General features: G+C 35.4%; 14 protein-coding genes. 7 read left to right on the top strand and 7 right to left on the bottom strand.

Features of this window, described 5'->3' with window-relative positions; translation table 11 throughout:
* The first annotated feature begins 9 nt into the window (after window positions 1-9).
* Genes IHV09_RS08770 through IHV09_RS08760 form a run of 3 tightly spaced genes read left to right on the top strand, consistent with a single transcriptional unit; the run spans window position 10 to window position 3,614 of the window.
* Entirely contained in the window at window positions 10-1,539 is a 1,530-nt protein-coding gene (locus tag IHV09_RS08770; protein WP_197264213.1) for an ABC transporter substrate-binding protein, read from the top strand.
* Between the two features lie 22 nt (window positions 1,540-1,561).
* Window positions 1,562-2,596 (top strand): ABC transporter ATP-binding protein, encoded by a 1,035-nt coding sequence (locus IHV09_RS08765; RefSeq protein WP_197264212.1) that lies wholly within the window; start codon window positions 1,562-1,564, stop codon window positions 2,594-2,596.
* Window positions 2,580-3,614 (top strand): ABC transporter ATP-binding protein, encoded by a 1,035-nt coding sequence (locus tag IHV09_RS08760; RefSeq protein ID WP_197264211.1) that lies wholly within the window; start codon window positions 2,580-2,582, stop codon window positions 3,612-3,614. Before IHV09_RS08765 ends, IHV09_RS08760 begins: the two co-directional genes overlap by 17 nt.
* Before the next feature lie 1,485 nt (window positions 3,615-5,099).
* Here the strand turns inward: IHV09_RS08760 and IHV09_RS08755 are convergent.
* The gene (locus IHV09_RS08755) at window positions 5,100-5,564 is read right to left on the bottom strand and encodes a hypothetical protein (RefSeq protein WP_197264210.1); all 465 of its coding nucleotides are present in this window, start codon (window positions 5,562-5,564) and stop codon (window positions 5,100-5,102) included.
* A gap of 213 nt (window positions 5,565-5,777) precedes the next feature.
* Window positions 5,778-6,443, bottom strand: a complete 666-nt coding sequence (locus IHV09_RS08750; RefSeq protein WP_197264209.1) for a hypothetical protein — start codon at window positions 6,441-6,443, stop codon at window positions 5,778-5,780.
* Window positions 6,444-6,695: 252 nt separating this feature from the next.
* On the opposite strand from IHV09_RS08750, the gene IHV09_RS08745 reads away from it, so the two are divergent.
* Window positions 6,696-6,869, top strand: coding sequence for a hypothetical protein (locus tag IHV09_RS08745; RefSeq protein WP_197264208.1), 174 nt, complete (start codon window positions 6,696-6,698; stop codon window positions 6,867-6,869).
* A 312-nt stretch (window positions 6,870-7,181) separates the two neighbouring features.
* Here IHV09_RS08745 and IHV09_RS08740 read toward each other — a convergent pair whose 3' ends face one another.
* From IHV09_RS08740 to IHV09_RS08720, 5 genes are all read right to left on the bottom strand, one after another.
* Window positions 7,182-9,770: an RNaseH domain-containing protein gene (locus IHV09_RS08740; RefSeq protein ID WP_197264207.1), complete on the bottom strand. Its 2,589-nt coding sequence runs from the start codon at window positions 9,768-9,770 to the stop codon at window positions 7,182-7,184.
* Window positions 9,767-13,264, bottom strand: coding sequence for a hypothetical protein (locus tag IHV09_RS08735; RefSeq protein WP_197264206.1), 3,498 nt, complete (start codon window positions 13,262-13,264; stop codon window positions 9,767-9,769). Before IHV09_RS08735 ends, IHV09_RS08740 begins: the two co-directional genes overlap by 4 nt.
* A gap of 20 nt (window positions 13,265-13,284) precedes the next feature.
* Window positions 13,285-14,460, bottom strand: coding sequence for a hypothetical protein (locus IHV09_RS08730; protein WP_197264205.1), 1,176 nt, complete (start codon window positions 14,458-14,460; stop codon window positions 13,285-13,287).
* Between the two features lie 565 nt (window positions 14,461-15,025).
* Complete coding sequence (locus IHV09_RS08725) at window positions 15,026-15,175, bottom strand: hypothetical protein (protein WP_197264204.1); 150 nt, start codon at window positions 15,173-15,175, stop codon at window positions 15,026-15,028.
* Between the two features lie 56 nt (window positions 15,176-15,231).
* On the bottom strand, window positions 15,232-15,525 hold the full coding sequence (locus tag IHV09_RS08720) for a hypothetical protein (RefSeq protein ID WP_197264203.1): 294 nt from the start codon (window positions 15,523-15,525) through the stop codon (window positions 15,232-15,234).
* 721 nt (window positions 15,526-16,246) lie between these two features.
* On the opposite strand from IHV09_RS08720, the gene IHV09_RS08715 reads away from it, so the two are divergent.
* From IHV09_RS08715 to IHV09_RS08705, 3 genes are all read left to right on the top strand, one after another.
* Complete coding sequence (locus IHV09_RS08715; protein ID WP_231618230.1) at window positions 16,247-17,149, top strand: LCP family protein; 903 nt, start codon at window positions 16,247-16,249, stop codon at window positions 17,147-17,149.
* Between the two features lie 111 nt (window positions 17,150-17,260).
* The gene (locus IHV09_RS08710) at window positions 17,261-17,455 is read left to right on the top strand and encodes a hypothetical protein (RefSeq protein WP_197264202.1); all 195 of its coding nucleotides are present in this window, start codon (window positions 17,261-17,263) and stop codon (window positions 17,453-17,455) included.
* A gap of 269 nt (window positions 17,456-17,724) precedes the next feature.
* On the top strand, window positions 17,725-18,438 hold the full coding sequence (locus IHV09_RS08705; RefSeq protein WP_197264201.1) for a hypothetical protein: 714 nt from the start codon (window positions 17,725-17,727) through the stop codon (window positions 18,436-18,438).

The raw sequence follows: 18,438 nt of genomic DNA, 5'->3' as shown, positions 1-18,438 counted from the left end.
GGGGTTTTTATGAAAAAGTGGTACCTATCGCTCATCTCTTTATGTATGTTGATCTTGGTTGCTTCAGGATGCGCGGGAATCAGTGGTGATTCGGATGAAGGTTCATCAGATGGAAAGAGTGAGAAAAAACAGGAGTTAACCGTCGCAAATGATCTCGGAATTATCTCTCTAGACCCCTACGGTTCAGCTCATGGAGAACCGCCAACCATCTTAGCGGCTACACAAATTTACGACACGCTTGTGAAGAAAGATGGGGATGATTTTACCCCTAGCTTAGCTACTGAGTGGGAACAACCCGATGAAAATACTTGGGTATTTAAGTTGCGTACGGATGTAACGTTCCATGACGGAACAAAACTTACTTCAAAAGATGTTAAAGCTTCCCTTGATCAGCTAGTAGAACGTAAAGAATCACCATTAACTGTGTTATGGGCTCAACTGGATTCTATCCAAGCTACTGATGATGAAACGATAACGATAAAAACCAAAACTCCCCTTGGAAATATGCTTTATAACCTAACGTTATTGTTCATCACTCCTGCAGACCAAGCAACTGGAGAAGATTTCTTTCGAAAACCGATTGGCAGTGGCCCCTTTAAGGTGGATTCTTTCCAACCTGAACAAGACTTGAACTTGACTGGTTACAAAGATTATTGGAACGGTGCGCCTAAACTAACGAAGTTAAAGATCATGAATATTCCTGAAAACGCAGCTAGAATGACGGCTGTTGAGACGGGTGAGATCGATGCCACTTGGACGATTCCATCAGATTTAATAGGTCAATTAAAACAGAACGATAAGATCAACATCGTCGATACTGCTAGTTATTATTACTACTTCAACTGGTTCAACAGTGGTGAAAAACCATTTGATGATGTTCGTGTACGTAAAGCTATGTGGCATGCTCTTGATACTAAAGCAATCGTGAAAGACTTATACGGTGACACAGCCGAAGTCATGCAAGCCCCTATCCCTTCATCTGTTTTTGGTTATTCAGAACAAACGCCATACGAGTACAATCCAGAAAAAGCAAAAGAGTTATTAAAAGAAGCAGGTTATCCAGATGGATTTGAAACCAGCATGATGTGGAGTAAAGGATCTGGCCCACAAATACTAGAACTTCAAAAAGCAATGACTTCATATTGGGATAAGATTGGCGTAAAGGTCAAACCGGATCAATTAGAAAGAGCGGAGTGGATTGAGAAGCTTACCGCACTCGATTGGGATATGGATTTACAAACTAACGTAGTAATTAGTGGAGACGCAGACTACACATTAGGTCGATTATATATTTCAGAAGCGAATCGTAACGGCTACAAAAATAAAAAATTAGATGAATTGCTTCTCAAAGCTAAACAGTCTACAGATGCGTCTGAACGTAAAGATTATTACGATAAAGCAAACAAGATCATTTGGGACGATGCAGTTGGTATTTTCCCGTTACAGCTAAAGCAAATCTATGCTGTACGTAAGAACGTTAAGGGGTTAGAAGCTAGTCCGACAGGTGCTCCAAATTTTCATAAAGTATCGATCGAATAACACGTAAGTAAGGAGGTTTCTTATGAAAGCAACTGAAGCATCTAAGGATAAAAATAAGCTACCTAGCGATGAACCACTTATTGAGCTGCGGAACCTCTCTTTAGAATTCCATTCGCGGAAAAAAGTTGCAAAAGCTGTGAATAATATTTCTCTAGAAGTCTATCGCGCAGAAACAGTAGCTATATTAGGTGAATCGGGTAGTGGAAAAAGTGCGACAGCTTTAGCGATTATGGGATTGCTTCCTAAACCTGGGGGTGTCATATCAGGTGGAGAGATTTTATTTGAGGGTAAAGATCTCGTGAAGTTGTCGGAAGCTGAACGCCGTAAATTGTATGGGGAGAGCCTTTCAATTATCTTCCAAGACCCTCTGAGTGCATTGAATCCTGTCTTAACAGTGGGATACCAGATTGGTGAAGCACTTAGAAAAAGAAAAAATCTTTCAAAAAAAGAAACAGAAAAACGTGTGATCGAGCTAATGAAGTTGGTTCGTATTCCTGATGCAGAAAATCGTTACAAGCAATACCCTTATCAATTTTCAGGAGGAATGCAGCAACGTGTTATGATCGCTCTTGCCCTAGCGATGGATCCAAAATTATTGATCGCTGACGAACCGACTACGGCACTAGATGTGACTGTTCAAGCCCAAATTATGCGACTCTTGAAGGATCTACAAAATCGTAATCATATGGGATTAATTCTGATCTCACATGATTTAGGTGTTGTTGCTGAAAATGCTGATCGGGTCGCTGTCATGTATGCTGGACATATCGTAGAGACTGGAGATGTTGAAACGATCTTCAGAAATCCTGCACATCCGTATACCGTCGGGCTCATGGCTTCCATTCCTTCTTCTACACAAAATGGTGAGCGTTTAAAGTCTATTGAAGGATTGCCACCCAATTTAGCGGATCCACCAACTGGTTGTGCCTTTCATCCACGATGTTTTATGGCAACAGAACTATGCAGACAAAAGGAACCTGTTTTATTGGAAATATTACCAGGTCGTAAAAGTGCATGTCATTTTGCAGAGGATGTGTTAAATGACAAATCATTCTAATACACTACCGATTTTAGAAGTTCATGATCTCGTAACCTCTTTCCCGGTCAAGACTGGTATCTTTCGGCGTACCACTTCCGAAGTGCAAGCTGTTTCTAGTGTGAGCTTTACTATCTATCCTGGCGATACGATGGGGCTTGTCGGAGAATCTGGTTGTGGAAAATCCACGGTTGCCCGCACGATTCTTGGTCTTGAAAAATCCAAAAGTGGTAGCATCCTTTTTGAAGGTAAAGACCTCACCAAAATATCTAATAAAGAAATGCAAGAATTAAGAAAAGATGTTCAATTGATCTTTCAGGATCCTGATGCTTCTTTAAATCCAAGAATGCGTGTTAAAGATCTTATTACAGAGCCATGGTTGATTCATCCTGGTATCGTCGATAAAAAAGACTGGGACCAAGAAGTGGCGAAAATGATGAGACTCGTTGGATTGAACCCTAACAGTGCACACAATTATCCTCATCAGTTTTCTGGTGGTCAACGGCAACGCATTTGTATTGCTCGAGCACTCGCTCTTCGCCCAAAACTTCTAGTGTGTGATGAAGCTGTTTCTGCACTCGATGTATCTGTACAGGCACAAATATTAAATTTACTTCAAGATTTACAGAATAAACTCGGACTCGCCTATTTATTTATATCTCATGACCTTTCAGTTGTTCGCCATTTGTGTAATAAAATTTCAGTGATGTATCTAGGTAAAATTATTGAAACCGGCAACCGTGAAGATATTTTTGAATCACCTACTCATCCTTATACGAAAGCACTATTATCTGCAGTACCAGACCCAGAGCCATGGTTGAAGCATGACAAGGAAGAGATCATTCTAGAAGGCGATATTCCTTCACCAGCAAATCCTCCTAATGGTTGTCGCTTTCAAACGCGTTGCTGGAAAGTCCAAGATAGATGCAAGGTTGAAGAACCAGCACTCACTTCTCGTAGCCATAACAACCATTACAGCGCCTGCTTTTTTCCAATTGATGAGGATTCTCCAGTAAAAAAGAGTGTCCTAATCAATTGATCTTAAAATCAAATATATTAAAAAGATGTTCGTCTTGTATGACTAGCATCTTTTTACTGAGCTTTATAGCTACTTATTAATAACGGTTAGAGAATGCAAAACTTTGTCCACTGTTTGTAAAGCTACACACTTTTCTTCCCTATAGCCTGTACCCATTTCAAAGAACACCAACAAAAAAGAGCAACCGAATATTCTGTTGCTCTTATCGTAATATAATTGGTCTTCGTTTTTTCTGCATTAGAAAATAATCCAGATGGTGACCACTATTAATATGGTAAGCAGCCATAATGGCAGTGATAATAAGATTCCCCATAAGACAAGCTTTGCTATTTTTTTCTTTCGTGTAAATGTCATAAAAAACCCTCTATCTTTTTCGAACATTAATCTTTACTATTTATTAGTTTAATACGTTCAATTATAGCTAAGGTTTCGTAAAATCACCTAAATTATGCCTAAATGATTAATGGATTTTTCACCACTTTTTTCAAAAAAAAAAAAACAGAAGAACCTCTTTGCCCTTCTGTTTTTAGTCTATTTTTCTATTTTTCCAATCCTTGTTGAGATGCCCTCAGTAAATAAGATTCTTAGATCTCAAGAGTAATCTTTTCCGGTTAAAATGCTATCAGATCATTACTAGTCCCGCCTCTATGTTATATATTGTATATTTTACTAAATATGGTAGGATGAAAGTATATTTAATATCCATATAAAGGGAAAATTGTTGAAAAGTGAGGACATAAAGCCACGGGTTTTGAACCTAGGCTTTTTTAAGTGTTTTTTTGGTTATGAAGGGCAAGATGGGATTCTTTCAAATAACTTAGACAATTAAAAGGAGAAACATTAAACATGGGATTTATATTAGGATTTTTCATCTCGATTTTTATTTCGATTTATTTAGCGAGAAATGCACGAAAATACAACAAGAACCCATGGCTATGGGCGTTACTAGGATTCTTCTTTAGCTTAATGACTTTGGGAATTTTCCTTATTATGACTCAGCGTAAAGTTTTCGGTTGGCTTTTAGTTATTATTTCTACTATTTTATACTTCTTAATTATCGTAGGTGTAATCACCTATATATCGGAGCATTAGTGGTTTGTTCTTATTCCTTTAAACTCCTCAATTCAGAATTCATGAATTGAGGTTTTTTCTAAAGACCCAATCAAACGATACCTATAACCAAAATCACATCTAAGACACTGGAAACGCGAGAACCGTTCATGCTTACTACCTATTCAAATTAATTTATCGACTATTCGTTTACCGAGACATTGAGATGCATCCCAAAGCATCTACTTACTGCCCCTATGGGTCATTGAATGCATTCAATGAGTCTTCCTGTGGATCCTATGAGTCCCCACCTTTTCTATGGGTCGTACCATCTTTCCTATGGGTCATTACACTACTTCTATGAGTCTTCAACACCTATCAACACAAGTAAACAGAAAAAATCTGGCGAACATTATCCATTCTCCTGATTATTATCTATTTCACAACTTCAAACTCCTGCAGTGAGTGCGTCATCCCTATATCCCTATTATTGAGCTCATCAACATAGTCTACGATATCATGTTGGTAATTAGTGACCCTTCCATAACTGCCAATATACGTGTCTTTAATTAATGGATCCCCTTGTATTCCAGCATAACTATCTTTAGAATCGTACTTTAGATTACCGAACATATCCGTAATATCCTTGTTTTCTGCGATCAAAATATTCTTATAGACTAAGTTAGCTAATTTATATTCATAAGAAAAGGCGTCCTGTAGATAGCTGCCACCCTGCTCACCAAGAATATCTTTTATTAACATATTAAGTCTATTCCGTGCAACAAGCGCTTCTTTCATTAATACCTGCCACTCTTCATTTTCAATTTTCTCTTTATTAACAAGTTGCAATAGGTAGGTAGAACGCGCATTGTTATATTTTAAAAAGGCTTCCCACATCAAATCTTTATTCCCGTTTTCTAGAGCTCTCTCAAATGACTTCTTAGCTTCTTGTAAATAAAAAATAAATAATTCCTTTTCTTCGCTAGTTAATGCTTCTAACTTGTTCTTTATATTTAATAATACTTCCAGCGAAAAGAAATTTATGCCGTCTCCAAATTTGTTGTGAAGAAAGGTAATCGCCTTTTTATTGTAATTAAGACCTAAATAATTATATTAAACCGTTTGAGTAACAGGATTTTTCAACATGGTTCCTCTTACTTCCATTAAGGACGTAATCTGTTCTGTAGTTTCCGTTTCTGTTGTTTTTTTATAGAGTGTAATGGCTTTTATGAGTTTAACCGTTTCTTTAATTAAGATTAAGTTTCCTGTACTGATGGAAAGGAGCATATCTCTTTTCTTTTCAATAAGATTTAATAACTTTTCCAATTTCAATGTATTTTCTTCTTTATCCGATTGGAATAGATAAGGAAAAAAGATAATGAGATCAATAAAATGCTGTAGATTATCTGCGAATTGAACTGCTGTTTTAGATTTTTTTTTAAATCGATTTTCTAAGTCCAAAAAAATGGCTTCACTAATTTTAATTGAACTGCTTTGGTTATACTCTTTTATGAGACTCGTAAAAGACGTAATATAATTTTCATTTTCAAGTACGTTTCCTTCCATCTTTGTTATTACATTAACACTGTCAATGGAAGAGTAGGTTAACATGGCGATAACAAAGGCACAAAGAGCTACAAATAATCCTAGAACAGCAGTAGTCAGATCTACAACTCCTGAAACTGATTCAATTCGTGATACTTTGTAGGCTCCATACCCAATAATCCATAGTGTGAGTACGATAACTACACCTATTGTAAATTTAAATGATTTCCTCATTACACCTTTCCTTTCTTAAATAGAGCGTGCAATCTAATCTATTAATATATCAATCTCAATTAAATCCCTATCTTTAAATTCTATCTTCTCTATATATAAACCAGAAAATTCTATATACATAGTAATATTATACTAGATTTCCACTACCTTCACTCTAGTTTTTTAGTAAAAAAGTCCATATTGTGTACCTGGTATTAAGAAACCTTTAATACCCATATGCGTAATACTCTATAAAGACGAGGTGGAAAATAAATGGATAAGATAAAAAAAGCCATGGAACAAGCAAGAACGAGTATTGAAGTTGATGGAGTTATAATTTCTCCAGAACAAGAAGCCCTTGTGAGAGCAAAACTATTGAAGGAAATAACGGAAGAAGAATTTAATCAACAATTGATGAAATTAATTAAGGGGAAAAAGAATGGTTAAATCAATTATGAAATCTGATCTTATCGGGCAGAAGTCCCTGTCGATGTATCGAACGAGATAATACAAAAACTTCTTTCAGAGATAGCTACATGAATGCATTAAACAGATCGTTTTAATTCAAGCGTGAGAAAACTTCCCCGTATTCTTTCTATAAAGAATAGGGATGAACTGTTGTTTCATACTATTCGTGGACTTGTAAGAGGAAATATTAAAAAATGACCCACTGAACAGATCAGTGGGTTTAAAAAGGTGGACCTGAAGTGTGTAATTAGAATGCTAAGTCATCATAAGGAAGAGTGTAGCCTTTTAAATTCAATTGATGTTATCATAATCCTTTACAATCTGCTCTACCCAGAACAGCGGTTGCGGATAATTAGTAAATGAATCATAAGAAATGTTCACTCTGCGACGATTGTGGACCAAATTTGCGAGCTCAGTTAGGCTAAATTTCGAGTTATTACTTATTATCGCCAGCTCAACAAGTCTCTTCTTTTTAAAGTTTTGAGCATTTTCAATATCAAATCTAGATTTTCCTAGCTGCCCAAAAATTTGATCGCCTCTATTCGCTAGGCTGAAATAAACTGTTTCTGATCCTTGAAATAATCCAGACTGTTGAGAGTTAATCCACTTATTTTCTTTTATTTTTCTAGTAAAATAACCAGGAACATCATCCCAATCATTAACACGGATGATTGAAATATTATCAAACTTTAAGAGCAATGGATTACCAAGCTTTCCGAAGTTACTGTTTCTCAACCACGGTAATCTACCTCTTAAGTTTGCAGTAAAATAAAGAATTGCTGATTTTTGAATTTCCGAAATTTCTGTAACCAGATGGTTCATGATAAATGTCTCATCTGCCCAAGGTGACCTAACGGAAACATCCGTCAACTTATTAAATAACTTGGAAATTTCCGTGTAAGCAAACCAATCTGTAACTCCAGCAGCTTTAATAAAAATATTACCATGCTCACATTTTGTAAAAAATAAAAATTCCTTTTTACCAACTTTCTTTGGTAAAATTCCTAACTCCACAGTGTCTTTAATTAACAAAGCATCTTCTTTACTTTGTACATTAAAGTTTTTCAGACCTTGTTCTATACCTAGTTTACTCATTGAATCTAAAAGAGCATTACGAAACCGATGAAGTTTGCTTTTGTCTTCATCGAGCTTTTTTAAGTATTCATTCTCTTTGCTTGGTTGATAGTTGATAAACTGAACATGTGAATTTAAGCGCAAAAATGCTTTACGGATAATATTCTTCGGATCAGTTCCCATTAAAGTCTCCCTAAGCTTTTGATAGGCAGGTATAAAAAAGAGGTTTAACTCGTACGTTGCCTGATTAATAAAAGAACTCACTTCGTTTATAATGTCAGTTAATTTTTCATTGTCACTCGTTTCATATAATTGATGAGCTGTTTTCAGCAATACTTTATTCAACTTTATCTTTACTACCCCATTATGAAACTTTACATGACAATCCTCCATATCTTTGAATGGAAATAACACTTCTCCACCCTTATCCTGTATTTCATTAAGCAGGATTTTCCTAAAGTCACTCATATGGCATTCTTCTGCAGTAAATACATTCAGAGTAATCACTTTTACTTTCTCAGGAACAATCATGTTAGAAAAAAGAATTTTCTTAGATGTATCTTTTGCAAGAATTGAAAATTGCTTACTAGTAACTGGTTTAAATCCCTTTACATATCTCAATCCCTCTATCAAACCACCAATTTTTTCATAAAACTGTCGGTCCTCTTCTATAGTTACGCCATTTCCTGTAAGATTCATTTTGTAATGATTAACCCACCAGGTTTTAGTAGAGTTAGCGACTGGAATACCTACAAATAACTCATCGATACTTTTTCCATTTTGGACATCATCTAAGACCTCTCGAATCCCTATTGCATGCCTATGCAAAAATTCTTGATGAACTCCTGGTACTTTATATTCGTATTCATTTTTTTGGTTTTTTCGTATATAGCTGATGCTTGTACAAATTAGATTAGATGCGCCGTCCTTAATAAATTTTCCAATGTATAGCGACAGGGATGACTTATACTTTTTATAATCTAGAGATACAGGTGCTGTAACCCATTGGCGTACAGATGTATTTAGATTAATATAATACTTTCCTTGTTCATCAACTGGTTCATAGTAATTAAATGCCAACACAAAAGAGCAATAACCACCTTCTATCTCAAATGGCAGCGATATAGCTTCATGGTCTGATCCACCACCGCAGGCATGTGAAAAGTACAATTCCTCATTAATCACTTTCCACACTCTTTCTTTACCATTTCCTTCGCTATTTTCCTCCTGTTTGAATAGTTCTAAGGAGACAGTTAACGGATTAATACATAATTTTGAAGTGAAATAACCGTTGAGTACGGCCATTTTATATTTCTTGGGAATAACTTCCGATAAGCTTATTGTTTCAATCCTAGGATTAAAATAAAATGAACTAATGACCGAACTGTCCCAACCCCAATTGTGTATCAAATTATATTCTTTAAAAAGTTTTACAATGGAAAGCGAAATCTCGTGTAAAAAATCTGGATTTGAATTAAACTCTTCCTTATCTAAAAATAGAAAGGGCTCATTTCCAAAATAGGATTGTTCATCTAAATAGAAGCCATAGATATTTGGATACTCCATCACAAGATTCTCTAAAAGAACTCTAATTTGCCATTTTTTATGGTCTTGAAAAACGATTTTTCTCGTCATATCAATCCATTGTATAGGCATATACAACGCTATAACTTTTGCTTCTTTAAGATATTCCGAATCAATTTCATACCGTAGGGGCTGAAGATAATTGGTTACTTTTTCATCAGACAACTGACTCTCAAAATCTCTTATTACAATGTTTTCTACAAGGTGACTGCTTGAATTCATTTTACTATCTCCTCTTTTTTAGCTAGTGCCTTACCTTGAATTGCTTCCTTTAGTGGAGCAAATAATACATCCAATAAGAAATCGCTTTCATTTGTTAAAATATGCTCCATCATAGCCAACATACTGCTGTTGTATTTCTCCTCACCTGGTTGCACAGGAAGTCCATTAACAGACTTGTCAGCTGTAGCTGGTGCAAATGCTGCATCCACAAGATATACATGGAGATTAGAATCTCCGCGTAAACCTCTACCGATCGTTTGATAAATCATGGTTAACATGTTCAATGTTATAATTCTTTTATTTTCATCGGATAAACTCTTCCAGAATATTCGCTTATTCATAAGTTCATTGTATAATCGTCGCACTTTTCCTTCAATAGAGTGCCACAATTTAAACAATGGCTCATCGTAAGCAAATTCATTTCTAGAAGTTTTCAAGAAAGTTTCAAATGAAGAGTGCAGCTGATGGATAACCTCATTAAAATCATCAGGATTGGGATAAGGTCGGATTAGAAAATACATTGTTCCGATTAAAGAATTCTTATTACTCTTTCCTTGAAGAATATTTAATCCCCTACCTACAGAATTAGCGACAAATACAAACAGATCTACCTCTTCCTCATAAAGCTTTTCCAAATCATTTTTTCTTAAATGAAAATCTGGTTTGTACTCTATTTTAACTCCTTTACAGTACTTCCCATCCTTAAAATGGACTCTAACATTTAAATTTGTCTCTTCTTTTAAAATTCTCCCCAGTACTTCTGCTAGTTCAAAAGAAAAGACTGGGAATGCAATAATTCTCCGTTTACCTGTATTCTTTTCAGGTGCTAATAAAGATTCAAACTCTTTTTCCATTCTTGAGATATCTCGGTTAAACTGGCCGGCTTTTACAAAATAACGAACTAAGTTCCTTAATGCAGCTTCCTTATTAAAAATAGTACTTAATCCTGATACTTTGATAGGCTGATGTTCCACAATATCTGTTACCGGCATATACAAAAGTTCAATTTTCTGGCTTGTTTGATTACGATTTGACAACAGCCAGTGTGGTGTAACTTTTGTATGGTACGTGCTAGAACCAGGAATGTAACTTGTAGCGGATAAGAGCAAGACGGTCGGCTTAGGTATATTTTCTATATGCTCGTAGACATCTGACAGACTCGACAATAAACTACGACCTACTCCAAAATAATAGAGCATTTCCAGTTTGTCATTATCATCATCTTGAGTAGAAAATTTATATGCAATTAGGTTATTAAGCAATGGAGCGGCAATGTAAGGTTCCTTATTAGGCTGAATCATCTTGTTAAAAGAACCAACCAAATCTCTGTTTTCTTCTTCTAGGTACATCATAAATGTTGCATATTCATTTATAAGAAATCGATTTTTATGATCAAAAATGGAGAAAGACAATATTAAATCAAGCCGATCAATAATTTCTAGAGAATATTTATTATTTTCAAACGCTCTTTCCTTAAAAGCTATGCCAAATTTATTTTTAAGTTTGCCAAGAATAGATATCATCAATTCTTGCCTAGCCTCTTCTTTTTCACCTTCTGATAATTCAATGTTTCCTCTTGGCAAATAATAGTCCATTAATTCCATATAAAGTAGTCTAAAAGTCTTTGCTGTGTCTTGTAGCTGGGCAGCCGGATTATTAATGTACTGAGTCATCGTTTTAATTACTTCTGATCTATTTTTACTTTCTTGGATGAAGTTATTTACAAACACGTTAACAAGATTGTCTAACGTAAAAGTTTTATTTTTAAGCACATCACGTATAACTCGCTTCGGAAAAATTTTTGAATATAGATAACGGCCAATTCTCTGAGATGTACCTACAGCATCAGCATAGTTACCTACAAACCCTTTTGTTGCTGATTTGTTGATTTCTGTGACTACGTTATACATATAATCCAAAAAGTTATTTATCTTATCAGTTCGGTCAGTAACTAACTTAAGGTTTTGAATCATTGCGTTATCAAATCGTTGCTGCGCCAGGTCGTATTCATCAGCAATTATAAGATCAGAACGCAACCATCCTAAAGTAAGGAAGTTCCTTTCAAATATATCTACATAATAAGGTACCTTTGTTTTTAGAAATGCTTCGTAATTACCAATCCACACATCCGCTCCTGCAAGTAGTCGATATTTTTCATAATCACCGTTAAAGGAATAGTCAGGAGCAACAAAGTCCATTGTTTTATCGTCAAGTTCTAAAGAAATAACTTGATTACGCGGTTTTCTAGCGTGTTCAAAATGTTCTTTTATAAACTCATGAGTGAGGTTAAAATCCGATAGAATTTTAAACGGTTCCTCATGATCTGCAATAAACATCGATAGATTCTCTGCTTTTCCCATATGGGTATTTGCGTAATCTGTTTGATGTTTATTAATATTTCCATCACCTAAAAAGACTGCAGCCGTCACTCCAATTTCTTTTAACTCCTGAAGCAACTGAAAACATTTCAGAACATCGTTTTCTAAAATTAATATCTTTTTCCCATGAACAATCAGGTTTCTAGTCAAAAGCTTTGTTAAAATAGATTTCCCCGCACCTAAACGGCCAATGACATGATTTACTGAGTCAAGAAAAAATTCAGCCGGCATAACTTCACCAAATTGATAATCTATCTTCTGGAGTTCTATATCTTTATAAATGTCTATCCATTTGTGGTTTCCTGTTTCTATGCTTAATTGTTCAGCTGTTGCTTTTAAGTTAAGAATTTGATTAATATCATCCTTTCCTTGCTTCATACCTAAAATTTCATCGATGTGGTCTGTAATTAAGAAGGAATGGCGCTCTTTAAACATATTATCTGGATAGATGTCACTCAGCTTTCTAATAATTTCTTTTTTGTTGTTTGCTTGATTATCAAGATAGTGATTTGGCTTAAAATTCACTTGCTTCCCCTTATGAGTTTCAGTAGCAAACGGACGGAATCTTACCATTAACTGAAAATTACGTTCATCATCAATAATATTTTGGTAGAGTTGTTTGATTGACTTTGTATCTCTTATGCAGCTAGGGTTTTCTTTCACCCATTCTACTCCAGCATCATCAACTTCCTTAGTGAACAGCCGGTACTGTAGATTTACATCGTCAAGATACGTTTTCCAAAGATTATTGAGACTACCTCTTCCATAGACAGGTTTCATAAGAAATGCTGCTCGTTTTTGATAAAACCAATCGACTTTCGTTTTACTAAAGTATTCTGGATGGTTTTGTGGGATTAAGTGAAGATCTAAAAATGGATACAAAGTACCCTTAGGATATCTAAAATTTTTATATACTAACGAACCGTAATAAAGAAACATTTCAATGTATATAAATAGCTGGGGCTTAATTGAGATTTTTTTTTCTAGATGTTGGTACACTTTCGAAATTTCACTTTTTTGCGGTGATTCATCTAGCATTGATTCGTACGATAAAATAACACTATCATCAACCTTCGTTTCAGGGCTACGTAAATTTATATATGACCGTCTTCTCAACAAAACCACTCCTTCTACACTTAAGCAATCTCAAATTTCTTCTTTACTAACTCAATTAATTGTTTTTCGTTTACAAATTGAAGCTTCCTGCCAGTCATTCTATAAATTTCATCTATATTCACTTGGTCTTTTAACACTTTCATATAGTCGTTGTATTTCGTCCTGTATTGAGGAATATACACATAATCTAAATCAAGAAAATTCCCTAAACGCTTATTAATATTGTTTGCCAATTCCTCAGGCCTTCGATAATCTTTCACATCTATTAATATCCTTTTGCCTTGATAAGTAATTTCAATATCGCCATCTTTCTCAAGGTTCGGAAACAAATTAACGTTTACACCGTAACTAGAAAAATAGCCTTTTAACTTATAGTACACCCTGTACTCTTCAAGACCAGGGATAACATTGTAAAAAATTATTCCTGACTCTGGAACAAGCCTTACCTCTCCCTTTTCCAATTCAACTACTTTTCTAGGGGCTCTATTTTCTTTACTATTACTAAAGCAGACTTCATTGTTATGGCACTGGTTTTCATTGAACATAGGTAAGTGGCAATGGTTGCAAATTAGAAACCGTTTTGGTCCATTTACTTGTCTATAGAAGTTCCGAATCAGTTCTTCATCCGTGCTGGTGATATGATAGAGTTCTTCCATCTTTAAAATAAAATGTTCAAATTCCTTTTCTAAATACATATTCGTCTCTGGTTCATATACTAGATTCCCATTTTGAAAAAAACCTTTATTATAAATATTTACTCGGACTGCTGTATAGATTTGCTGATATCTCTTCTTATCATTTTGAGCGCGGCAATGTTCAAGAAAAGATCTCATATGTAATTGTTGTCTTTGCAGTGTATTTACTTTTGTCCGATTATAGTCAATGTAGAATTCATATGCAGCCTCACTGATACTATTAAATAAAAATAGAGGAGAATTAAAAAAATCATTATGGTTGAAATTGGTACTAACCGGTGGTCCAAAAACTTCAAAAAGAGGCTTTTCATTAAGTATGCGAAAAAAATCAACTATGTTATAAGGCACTGACTGAGGAAATTTTAAAGCTAACTTTCGGTGAATTTTATACACTTCTTCCGGAAAAACCTTTTTATCAGAAAATGTTAGATAACAACCTATCAGCTTATAAAGCAAATCCTCTAATGTGTCTTCAACCTCAACTGTATCGTAGGTGACCATATTAATCCTCCTTAAAACTCTTCTTGTGTTATCTAAAGTAACAATAATATAACCCTAAATAAGAGCTAGAAACTTGTTTAGTACCCTTCTATGATTCTATTAATAAAAAAAACATCCTGCTGCCTTGCAGACTGTTTTAACCTTATAAATACCAAACCGACAACAACTGTATCGTCTTTACCAAAACAAGTGTTCGCTCGTTCTTCTCCATAGGCGGCTAGCTGATGTCAACTTTCAGCTCCATTTTTGTTCCTGGAACTTCTACTGTCTCATGAATTTCTTCTATCTTCTCTTTCAAAAACATCTCTTGGTTCACTTCCGAAATACGGATAATCACATGGGGGCATTGAGGCGCTTCTTCTGTTTCAACCTATAACTGCTCCATGATCGTTAAATAAAGAAGCCTGCCCCCGTATTTTCCTAGATATCTCTTTCAAAAAACAAAAGCCCCACTCAAAAATCCTTAGGCAGAGCTACACCTAATATTCCTTACTTTAACGGAGAAGGACTAACCCCTTTAGGAATAGGACACTCACATTCCATCCCTCTTCTCTTCTCAGCAAATTCATCCTTCGCACGTTCTAAAGTCTGCATCCAATAAAATCTCAAGCGCTGTTCCTGCCAGCATTTTCGCGGCTTGAAGCATTCCTTTATGTGCGATGCCAGTTGCTCCTTGCGCTACCAGCTGCCAAGAGTGTAAAGGGGTTCCGAACACAAAACTTCCTCCCCAGAATTGAGCAGTTGGAACCACCCAGCTTACATCTCCAACATCTAACGAACCAAATAGTACTCTTTTGTTTCCTGATAGGGAATGACTTTTGTTAAAAAAGGAACTTCTTCAGCAACCGTCACACCTGAACTCTTTTCGATCTCATTTATTGTGTTTTCCTTATCTTCTTTTGTGATCTGCTCATAGATCTCAGCCGCAAACACATGCTCCACTTCCTCATACACCGGCAGACCAAACTTCTCTAAGTTTTTATGCATGACCGTTCCGAGTTCATGATTAGGTATATAGTTGGAGCACGCTTTGTCAAAGCTAATTTCCATTTGTGTATCTGTCATGAGTGCCGCACCCTTGGCAATGTTTACAACTCGCTCATAGATGCTTTTGACCTCTGGCATTTTAGGTGCACGAATTAAATAGAGAACTTCCGCCTATGCATGAACGACATTCGGTGAAAAGCCACCTGTATTCGTGATGGAGTAATGCACTCTAGCTTCGGGGATGATGTGTTCTCGTAAGTAGTTTTCACGCCTACATTCATGAGCTCGACAGCATCCAATGCGCTTCTTCCTAAGTGTGGAGAGTTCGCCTCATGAGAGGCTTTGCCTTTGAACTTAAAATATACTTGATAGTTTGCAAGAGTCGATAGAGAGAAGATTCCGGAAAAGGAACCTGGATGCCAAGTTAGTGCGCAGACTACGTCATGGACAACCCTTCTCGAACCATGTCCGTTTTTCCTGATCCACCTTCTTCACCCGGACATCCGTAATACTTGATGATTCCTTTATATTGGAGTGATCGCTTTATGGCTATGTTTATAAAATAGGTAAAATAATTATGATTAATTGGGATGGTTTAGATGTTTTTTATAGCAGTATTAATAGCGTCAATTTTTAAGTTCCTTTAATCTTTGTAATAGGTCCACCTGCTATAATTTGGTTTTTTAAAGAGTAGAATAACAGTTTCAAACTTCCCAATCGTACGGCTAATTAATTAATTTAGATCCTTGACATGGTATACTGTTTTTATCAATTTCAAATGGGAAGAGAGATTAAATACATGAAGAAGTTTTTTAAAATACTAGCCATATTATTTTTTGTCGCTGGAGTTAGTATAGGTGGATATGCCTACTACCTCTATGGTTCAGCAAAAGATGCAGTAAATCAAATGCATGAGAAAGTAGAAACGGATAACCTTAAACCTGTTGTAACAGGTAATAAAGAAGAATTAAAGTCGATCTCTATTTTACTTCTAGGCGTAGATGAACGAAGAGGAGACAGCGGTCGATCAGATACAATTATCTCTATAACGGTCAATCCGAAAGAAAATAAGATGCTCATGTTTAGCATCCCTCGTGATACACGAACAGAGATTATCGGTAAAGGGAAAGACGACAAGATCAACCACGCCTATGCGTTTGGTGGAACTCAGATGGCCATGGATACAGTAGAGAACTTCTTAGATACATCTATCGATTATTATGTAAAAGTAAACATGGAATCGTTTAAGCAGATTGTAGATGCAGTTGGTGGCGTTGAAGTTACAAACAACCGTGCATTTAAGGTAGAACAATATTCTTTTCCTTTAGGAACTCAAGAATTGAACGGGAATGAAGCTCTTGCATACACACGTATGAGATACGACGATCCTAAAGGAGACCTTGGCCGTAATGATCGCCAACGCCAAGTCATTACTTCTATAATCGATAAAGGTGCACGTGTTTCATCTATTACTAAGTTTGATAATATCCTTGATATCCTAGGTGATAATGTAAAGACGAACATGACGTTCCAAGAGATGAAAGATATTCAGAAGAACTATAAAGAAGCAAGACATAACATAGAGTCTACTGAAATCAAAAGTTCTGGAAAGATGATTGGCGGAACGTATTATGGAATTGTGGAGGATATGGAAAAAGAAAGAGTACAAACCCTTTTAAGAGAATATTTGAATAACAGGTAATTTGAACCAGACCTTTACAGGGTCTGGTTTTTTGTTATGAAATTTGATGAAAAATGCTAATTTGAAAATAACTTAAGAACCTTTGAATACATTGTTAACGGTCCACTTGATTTGCAGCCTTTCTATCGTTCACCATTTAAAATCGTGTGTAACATTGATGATGGTTATGAACTAACCTATGGCAGAAAAATGCCAGCTAACAGCTTTTTCATTGTTAAAAATGAAGGCGAATTTGAAAGTATTGATCGCACAGAAGCTGAAGAAGTACGTGATGTGTTGAAAGATAAAATGAAAAAGTGGAAGTAACTTGGAGAACCAGTGGATATTTAACTGGTTCTTTTTCTATATAAAAGACTATCTAATAGACTATTCCTTCGCAGCAACCTTTGTTGGGATACAAATGCTTTGTGAGGAAGAGACAGTTTGTTCCCTAGCTAATGCTCAATTATAAAAAAATGTTTATTCTTGTGTTACAGTTTAATTAAACTGGTAAAATATAGAATTGTAATAGGGGAAATGACATAATTGTAGTTCATTGTAGAAAGATAACACTGGCGCAGAAAGAAGGAATAACATTGAAAATAGACAGTTCTATTAAATATAGAAACTTACCTAGTAGATTTAAAAAGCATCTAAACTTCATGGATGATAGTAAATTTATTGTTGTCGGTTTCACATTTATTCTGTTAGATTTCCTAACCGTATTATTTCTAATTGTGCCTTATCACCCACCTACTCTTTGGATTACCGTTCCACTTATGGCTGTGATCAATGTTTGGGCAATTACGATTCTATTTAAAAAAACGGAAAACCTACTTTTCGAACCCATACTCTTCATAGCCTGTTTAGGTGCCGTAAGTTCCTTTTGTCATTTTGTCATCGTTCAAAAATTATTTTATCTTGTTTGTATGTTTACATCTCCTCTTTCCTTCGTTGTATCTTTAATCGTGCTTATCTTATTTATTGCGCAACAAATTCGCTATCAAGTTAAAAAGTTCTCATCTGTTCACAGTGATTTTGGTAAAGAAAAACTGCATCCTAAACGAGATTTTATTATCATCATCCTTTTTAGTATTGGCTATATGATTTTCGGATACTTTGCTAGAAGAAATCCCGTTCTATCAATTTTTATCCCTTTAACGATGTATTCGTACCTCACACTATTCAATACCTATTTGTCAGTAAAGTTTTTTCACAAGTATCTCTTTATGAAAACCAATATTACGTATGTGCCTTTGCCTAAAAAGATAAAAAAGCAGATGAAGAAAGGAAGAAAGGTGAGTTTGTAA

This window comes from Fictibacillus sp. 23RED33, assembly GCF_015903925.1.
Lineage (GTDB): Bacteria > Bacillota > Bacilli > Bacillales > Fictibacillaceae > Fictibacillus > Fictibacillus phosphorivorans.
This window is presented reverse-complemented; position numbering and strand designations above follow the sequence as displayed.